The 7,798-nt window shown below is 61.2% G+C and carries 8 protein-coding genes; 6 read left to right on the plus strand and 2 right to left on the minus strand.

The features are described from left to right. Both B3C64_RS08595 and B3C64_RS08600 read left to right on the plus strand, forming a co-directional pair. Window positions 1-1,443 (plus strand): sugar transferase (locus tag B3C64_RS08595; protein ID WP_291535073.1); only part of this gene is annotated, 1,443 nt, incomplete at its 5' end. A gap of 160 nt (window positions 1,444-1,603) precedes the next feature. Beyond that, window positions 1,604-2,047 carry a hypothetical protein gene (locus B3C64_RS08600; protein WP_291535074.1) on the plus strand — a complete coding sequence of 148 codons (444 nt, stop codon included), beginning with the start codon at window positions 1,604-1,606 and terminating at the stop codon, window positions 2,045-2,047. Between the two features lie 323 nt (window positions 2,048-2,370). Here the strand turns inward: B3C64_RS08600 and B3C64_RS08605 are convergent, their stop codons facing one another. Continuing rightward, the gene (locus tag B3C64_RS08605) at window positions 2,371-3,390 is read right to left on the minus strand and encodes a G5 domain-containing protein (RefSeq protein WP_291535075.1); all 1,020 of its coding nucleotides are present in this window, start codon (window positions 3,388-3,390) and stop codon (window positions 2,371-2,373) included. Between the two features lie 358 nt (window positions 3,391-3,748). Continuing rightward, window positions 3,749-4,114 carry a thioredoxin gene (gene trxA / locus B3C64_RS08610; protein WP_291535076.1) on the minus strand — a complete coding sequence of 122 codons (366 nt, stop codon included), beginning with the start codon at window positions 4,112-4,114 and terminating at the stop codon, window positions 3,749-3,751. Between the two features lie 212 nt (window positions 4,115-4,326). Between trxA and B3C64_RS08615 the strand changes: the two genes are divergently transcribed. From B3C64_RS08615 to B3C64_RS08630, 4 genes are all read left to right on the plus strand, one after another. Further along, entirely contained in the window at window positions 4,327-4,947 is a 621-nt protein-coding gene (locus tag B3C64_RS08615) for an NUDIX hydrolase family protein (protein ID WP_291535077.1), read from the plus strand. 174 nt (window positions 4,948-5,121) lie between these two features. Continuing rightward, complete coding sequence (locus tag B3C64_RS08620) at window positions 5,122-5,970, plus strand: alpha/beta fold hydrolase (RefSeq protein ID WP_291535078.1); 849 nt, start codon at window positions 5,122-5,124, stop codon at window positions 5,968-5,970. 99 nt (window positions 5,971-6,069) lie between these two features. Continuing rightward, window positions 6,070-7,167, plus strand: a complete 1,098-nt coding sequence (gene nudC, locus B3C64_RS08625) for an NAD(+) diphosphatase (RefSeq protein WP_291535079.1) — start codon at window positions 6,070-6,072, stop codon at window positions 7,165-7,167. Window positions 7,168-7,355: 188 nt separating this feature from the next. Then, a partial coding sequence (locus B3C64_RS08630; protein WP_291535080.1) for a hypothetical protein occupies window positions 7,356-7,798 on the plus strand: 443 nt, incomplete at its 3' end.

Raw genomic sequence — 7,798 nt, forward strand, 5'->3', positions numbered from 1 at the left:
TGGAGGTATTGGTTCGTTTTCAGCCTGATCGTTCTGGATGTCGCGGTTCAGTTCCTCGCGCTGTCGATTAGCCTGATGTTCAGCAAGGCCGCGTTCTCAACCATCAACGACGTCATGCCGTTGTGGGCGTTCCTGCTGCTGTCCAGCCTGATCTGGGTGCTGTCGCTTGCGTTCGCCGGCACCTACCATCGGCATGTCATGGCGGACGGCTACGAGCTGTACGCGAAAATCATCAACGCCACGCTGATTACCGTGGTCGCTTACTGCTCCATCGCATTCGCCTTCCAATTGAGATTGCCCCGCATGGCGCTGATCATGGCTCCGCTGATTGCATGCCTTCTCGAAATCGTCGCGCGTGCGTGGATGCGCGGTGAGCTGCATCGCAAGCGCCGCAAGGGGCGTTGCAAGTACAAGACGGTTGTGGTCGGATCCTCCGACGGCATCAACCGCGCGCTGCGCACCATGCGGAATTGCGGAAACTGGGGATACTCTCCGATCGCCGTGTGCCCAATCGAATCATTGGGCTTCGGAAGCAATGAATACACAATGGCCGAATACGAGCCGGATCCCGATATCGAGGGCGCCGACAAGCTCGAGGTCATTCCGTTCAACTCCGCGTTCGCGCGCAATTGCGAGCAGCATGGCGCCTACGAGGTGTACATCGCCGATGTGCTGACGCGCGACTCCGAAATGCTGCATGGCCTGTCGCTCGCCATCGAATCCCTGGGCATGGAACTGGCGATGGCCGTGTCGCTCGCCGACGTGAGCGGTCATCGTCTGCATCTGCGCAACAGCACCGAACAGCCGGTGCTGCTCGCCAGCCTTCCGCAGTACACCAACACGACTTATGTGATCAAGCGCGTGCTCGACATCATCGGTTCGTTCTGCGCGTTGGTGATTTCCTCACCGGTCATGCTCGGCGTGGCGATCGCGATCAAGCTCGACGACCACGGTCCCGTGTTCTTCTCGCAGACCCGAATCGGGCGTAACGGCAAGCCGTTCAAGATGTACAAATTCCGTTCCATGGTCACCAATGCCGAGGAATTGAAGAAGAAACTCGCCGAGGAAAGCGGGCAGACTGATCGATTCATCTTCAAGATGAAAGATGATCCGAGAATTACCAAAGTCGGACATTTTATTCGCAAGACCTCACTTGATGAATTCCCGCAGTTCTTCAATGTGCTGAAGGGCGACATGTCGCTGGTCGGTCCGCGTCCTGCGTTGCCGGAAGAAGTGGCCCGTTACGGGTCGCTGTATTCCACGCGTCTGCTGGTCAAGCCTGGCATCACCGGACCGTGGCAGGTTTCCGGCCGTTCCGACCTGACGCAGGAGCAGAGCGAGTATCTGGATGTGTCGTACATCGAGAACTGGTCCATCGCCGGCGACATCGCGATTCTCGCCAAAACCGTCATGGTGGTGGTGCGCGGTACCGGTTCATACTGATTTGTTCGCATTTGCCGTCATTGATAATCCCGTGCCGAATTTCAGGAATTTGGCACGGGATTATTGCATTTCCATAAGGATTTTCCAGTAATTTATTATTAATTAAAAAATGAGGTACAGTATAGTTTGGTAATTGTTTTAATGAGATAGGAATATTACGATGTCTGTTCTCGAAGGTTTTGAGGAAATCGGCGAAAAGGTCACGGGCAAGATGACTATGACTGTGATGCCGGAGTCCGTGCGTTTTTCCAAGGCCGCCATCGCCGTGCTTGAAGCGCCGCAGTACGCGAAGATTCTCGTGAATCACAAGACCAGGAAATTCGCCGTCCAGCCGTGCAGCGCCAAGGACGATTTCGCCATTCCGTTCTGCAAGGTGCCCGGCAAGGCCACGTCAGTGACCGTGCGCGCGGTCAACGTGCTGGTCGCCACCCAGAAGTTCTTCGACTTCCCGGAGGCTCCGGAAAACCAGATCGCCTACTTCTCCATGGAAGGCGAGTACTTCCCGGACGACAACGCGGTGGTGTTCGATGTGGCTGGCGCCAAGGGCGGTTTCACCGGCAAGCGTGGTCCGCGCAAGGGCACGCATCGCAAGGCCGCCGACTGATTGACGCTGGCTACTGGGTGGGCCGTGATTTGGACGGCGGTTGAGGCGCGCATGCATGATGGACCGCTGCAAATGGCACAATGGCGGCATGTCTGGTCTGGATGTGGGCAGCGCATGATCCGCCGTCTGCGTCCCGGCCGTACGCCGATGGATCTTGATCGGTATTGGCCACGTCCGATTGGCCTCGGCTCATGGATGCCGATTTGCCGCAGAGCATAATGAAAACCGGAGGGGTTCGACCTGTCGTTCAGGTCGAACCCCTCCGGTTTCTTCGTATGATGCGTATTCCGCAATCGCATGGACCGCGGTGTTTCGCGCTCCGGTCAGTAGTTGTGATGCGCCTGCCAATACGTGTACGCGCCCTGGATGGAACCGTAACGCTGCGCGCAATAGTTCCAGAACCACTTGAGCTGCGTCTGGTAGTTCGTGGCCCAATCGGAGCCGGCGGTGGACATCTTGCTGCCCGGCAGGGCCTGTGGCAGGCCATAGGCGCCGGAAGGATTGGTCGCGGTGACGCTCCAGCCGGATTCATGGCTGATGATGTACACGGTCGCGGTGAAATCGGCCTCGGTGTACCCGTTGGCGAGCAGGTAGTCGTGCGCCCACTGCTGCATGTCGCTGGTTGGAACCGTGGTGCCGATCGAGGATGCGGCGTTGGAGGAACCGGTGGAGCTTGAAGACGAGCTTGATGAGGTGGAACCGGTGCCGACGAGAATCACCTTGTCGACCGGGGCCTTCTTCACATAGGAGGTGATCATGTTGGAGGAGACGACCTTCGAACCGGACTTGGTCACGAGGTTCGTGGTCTCCATCACGCCTTCCTCGCCCTCGGTCTCGACCTTCTCCTGGCCCTTCGGCAGCGAGTCGGTCTCCTTCTTCACGACGTTGAATCCGATCGCGGTGTCGGAGACCTCGACGGAGGCGCCGGCGCGTTCGATGGTGATGACGGTCTTCTCGTTCACCTTGGTGGTCAGCGACGGGGAGACGGTGTCTTCCGGCTCGAGCGTGATGTCTCCGGCGTCGAGCACGGACTTCACGTCGGTGAACTTCGTGCCGGGAATCACGCGGGACTTACCGTTGATCTTCACGGTGACGTAGGAGGTGTCGCCATTCAGCTGCTCACGCGCGTTGCCACGGGACGCCTCGTTGGCGTCGCTGACGGAAAAGGCGGTGGTCTGCTTCGATGCCGCATGGCTGTCTGCGGCGGAGTAAAGATTACGTGACACAACGCCGCCCACTGCCAACAATCCCACTGCCGCAACCGTTGCGACGAGCTTCACCAGATGCGACTTGCTCGGCAAGGTCAAGGTGAATGGGCGGGCATGCTTGCTGTGATTAGCCATTCTGCTCCTATAAGCGCTTTCAGGGCCTCGATGAATTCAAGGGCGAACGACCACCCCCGTGCGCGGCCATGCAGGCTTCATCGGAAAACGCACATCTGACTGACAGTCTACCGCAGTGGGCGGAAAAGTGAACGAATGGTAAAGGAAACATGGGCGGAAACGGCTTCGGCATCGGTTTCGCCCACGTCCCCTTTACCCTCTTTGCCGTTCCTTGGCCTTGAGCCTGCCTCTCGGTTTCAGGCTTGCTTCTTGGCCTTGAGCCTGCCTCTCGACTTCGACCTTGTTCCCATGTCTTGGGCCTGGCTCTCGGCCTTGGACTCGTTCCTCGGTTCTGGTTCCGAACCGCCGGTTCCGGGCGTCAGTTCTGGGCGGAAGCGTCCTTGGCCGCGTCCGCGGCGTCGACCTTCAGCGACTTGGCCTGGGCGATCAGGTCGTCCAGATCGGAGGCGCGCAGCGCGCCGGCCTGCTGGAACACGACCTGCTGGTTCTTGAGCACCATCAGCGTCGGTACGGCCTGGACCTTGGCCGCGGAAGCGAGGTCGGGGTTCTGGTCGATGTCGACCTTGGCGAAGTAGATGTCGGGATTCGCCTCGCTCGCCTTCTCGAACGTCGGGCCGAACGCGCGGCACGGTCCGCACCACGTCGCCCAGAAGTCGACGAACACCAGTTCGTTGCCCTCCACGACCTTGTTGAAATCCTGGGAAGTGACTGCATGCGTTGCCATAACCGCTCCTTGTAAATCCTTGCGAATCCTTGGTGAATCGCATTGCCGTGCATCCGCGCCGTCCGATTCCCCATAGGGAACCGCGCGCGTGACGCGTGCGACTTCCTCGCAGTATATAGCCAAACGCGACGTGAGGCATGGCCGTGCCCGATTATCCGCTATAGGAAGAATATATGGCATGCGTTTTAACAGGCGTGCGTGATAATGGAACCATGCCAGTGATGAATGATGAGGTGCCCGACGAGGGCGATTTCGATGCAGGACGCCACAGGGGCGAGTTCGACGGCATCACGCCGGAGGATTTCATCCGGGGAATGGGCAATCCTCCGGGATGGCTCGATTCCGGGGAGATCAACCATCTGCGCCGCGAGATGCCGATTCCCTACGTGCTCGTCGTGCCGGTGCGCACCGACGATCTGGGACGCATCGCGCAACTCGGATCATTGCTGCGCGTCTCCGACGACGGCAGCATCGAACGCACGCTGATCGCGGGGCGCGTGCTCTACCACGAGTCAATCCGTGAGGCCGTGGCGCGCAACATCGCGAAGGACCTGGGCGACATCGCGCTTCCGCAGCTGCCGATCAGCCTGCAGCCGTTCACCGTGGCCGAATTCTTCCCGACGCCGGGACTGACCGACTACTACGATTCCCGCCAGCATGCGATAGCGCTGTGCTACGTCGTGCCGATCGCCGGCGACTGCAAGCCGCGCGACGAGACGCTCGACGTGGAATGGGTCGATCCGACCAGCGACGTGTTCGACACGTTCATCGGCCAGATGGCCAACGGCTACGGCTCCATCGCCCGCCAGGCGGTCGCCTGGGCCGGACGGTGACGGGTTCGGCCTGCGCTCGCGGCGGCGGACCGACGGCCGCCTCCGCGGCGGACGACGTTTCCCGTCTTCGATACGCCCATGCCGGCGTGGAAGACGCGGTCTTGGCAGGTATCATGCCGCCGTTCCGCAGGTTTCACGTGATTAAGATTTTTCAGGATGCGTAAGGATTCGACAATGACGATTGAATTGAAGAACAATGTGTACCGTGACGGCGACGGCATTCCCGTGGTGCTGGTGCACGGATTCCCCGTCGACCACCGCATGTGGGACCAATGCGCCGTGGCGCTCGCGCGGACCGCAGACGAACACGGCATGAGGCACTTCCCGATCTGGGCTCCCGACATGCCCGGCGCGGGCGAGGGGCCGATTCCATCCGACGAGGCGAGCGGCGGCAAGGACGCGGACGGCGCGTTCCCATACGCGCTCGACCGCATGGCGGACGCATACGTGGACATGCTGCACGACGCCGGATACGACAAGGCCATCTGGGTCGGACTCTCCATGGGCGGCTATCTGATCCTCGACATCCAGCGCCTGCACCCCGAGGCCGTGGCGGCGCTCGCGCTCTGCGACACGAAAGCCGATGCCGATTCCGCGCAGATGCGGCTCAACCGCGTCGCGATCGCGCAGGAATGCGAGGCGACGGGCACCCATGAACCGGTGATGGGATTCGCCGTGGCGTCGGAAAACGATTCCACCGTGAAACAATCCGACGAATACTGCCAGCAGTTCTCCCGCTGGATCAGCGAACAGCCCGCCGAAGGCATCGCATGGCGCGAACGCATGGCGGCCGGACGGCCGGACCTGAACGACGTGCTGCCGCGAATCACCGTGCCCGTTTCCGTGATCTGCGGAGACAAGGACCCCTCCAGCCCGCCTTCGGTGATGGAACCGGTCGCCGACGCGATGACCGGCACCGCCGTCGACATGACGGTGGTCTTCGACTGTGGCCATTTCAGCGCATACGAACATCCCGAAGCGGTGGCGGACGCATTGCTCGGACTGGTTCGCCACGTGGAATGACGGTATGCGCGCATGCGGGTCCGGCGTATGGCCGGCATGTGAGTCCGGACGCCATGCGAGCCCGAATGCATTGACGACAAAACACATAAAGAGGTTGTGATGAGTGTTTTCTCACCGTTGGCGCTGACCCAGGCGCTGCCGTTCCTGCCGCTCGCGCAGGGCGATATCGATTACGAGGTGTCCCGCAGATCCGATCCGAAACTGTTCGAGACGGTGCTGCCGGACCCTTCCACGAAAGTCATCCTCGTGAAGGACGGCAAAGTCGCGGTGCCGCGTGGCCAAGGCGCGATAGCCGACTATGCGAATGTGAAAATGCGCCTCGCGAAACTGCCGGGCGCCTACGTGGCAGCGGAACTCAACACCCATCCCGACGCCATGCCGATGTTCCTGGGAACATACGGCGGGCAACGCGGCGAACACGTCGTCGCCGTGGACATCAGCCGCGTGAAGCCGATGACGCGGACCGTCGCCGACCATACCTACGAAGGCGTCGACGACGCCTTCGACGAACGCGACCTCACCGAACGTGACTCCGGGCAATCCGGAAAATCATTGCTGGAAAACGCGGCCGAACGATTCGACTGGGTTGACCTGCGCGGATTCGCGCCCCACGCCAGCGCGCGCGAATCCGGCCAGGCCACCAGCGCGGTGTCGCTCGGCGTATGGCACGCACGCCAACGGCACTGCCCGACATGCGGCGCGCCCACCAAGCCGGCGCTCGCGGGATGGGCGCAACGCTGCACGAACGAGGCTGACGGCAACAGGCTGCTGTTCCCCCGCGTCGAACCGGCGGTGATCACCGCGATCGTCGATCATCAGGACCGTCTGCTGCTGCAGCACAACCGCGCATGGAACAATCCCGGACTGTACTCCGTGTCCGCGGGATTCGTCGAAGCCGGTGAGAACCTCGAACATGCGAGCCGCAGGGAGGCCAAGGAGGAAGTCGGCATCACGCTCGGCGAACTCAAGTACCTCGGTTCCCAGCCGTGGCCGTTCCCCGCCTCGCTCATGATGGCGTTCAAGGCGGTGGCGGAAAGCACCGACATACACGTGGACGGGGAGGAAACGCTGATCGCGCGCTGGGTGACCCGCGACGAGTACATGAACGAACTGATTTCGGGGCGTATGGAGGCTCCGGGCAAGGCCACGATCGCGCGGTACATGATCGAGGAATGGCTCGGACACGAGCTTCCGTGACGCATATCACGCCCGGAATGCTTTGCGATTGCTGCTCTTTGGGTGGTCTGTCGCGTATAGTGGAAAACTGTTGTAATGAGGACAGAGACAAACGGGGACGCGCAATGGCTGACGATGGAAATCAGATTCCGAACGGTGCCGGTACCGGTAATGGGCTGAATGCCGGGGCATACTCGATGGGGGATTCCATGGGGAAGGAACCTACGCCTGTCGTGCCGCCGATTCCCGCAATGCCGGCGATGCCGTCATTCGCTGAGAGCACCGACACGGAAGGCGTTCCGCTGTCGTTCACGCCGCTTTCGTCTTCGGAGCAGCCGAAGACCGAATCCGCCGATCGGTTCTCCGTTTCCGACCAGCAGTTCCCGTCCGCGAGCCAGTCTTCCAACGCGGAAACGACCGCATTCGCGCCGTTGTCGGCATCCTTCGCGCCTGAAACCCAGCCGTCGATTTTCCCGCCGGCGCAGTCTCAGCCCATGGCGACCTCGACTTCCGTGCCGTCTTCCGCGGAAGCCACGATGGCGATTCCGCCCATCGAGCCCCCGGCCAACGGCAGCCTGTTCGACGGCGCGTTCGACGATGATGGCGCGGGTGCGCATGTCGCGAACGCATCTGCCGTGAAGACGCGGAATCC

Source organism: Bifidobacterium sp. UBA6881 (genome assembly GCA_002451435.1).
In the GTDB taxonomy this organism is placed as follows: Bacteria; Actinomycetota; Actinomycetes; order Actinomycetales; family Bifidobacteriaceae; genus Bifidobacterium.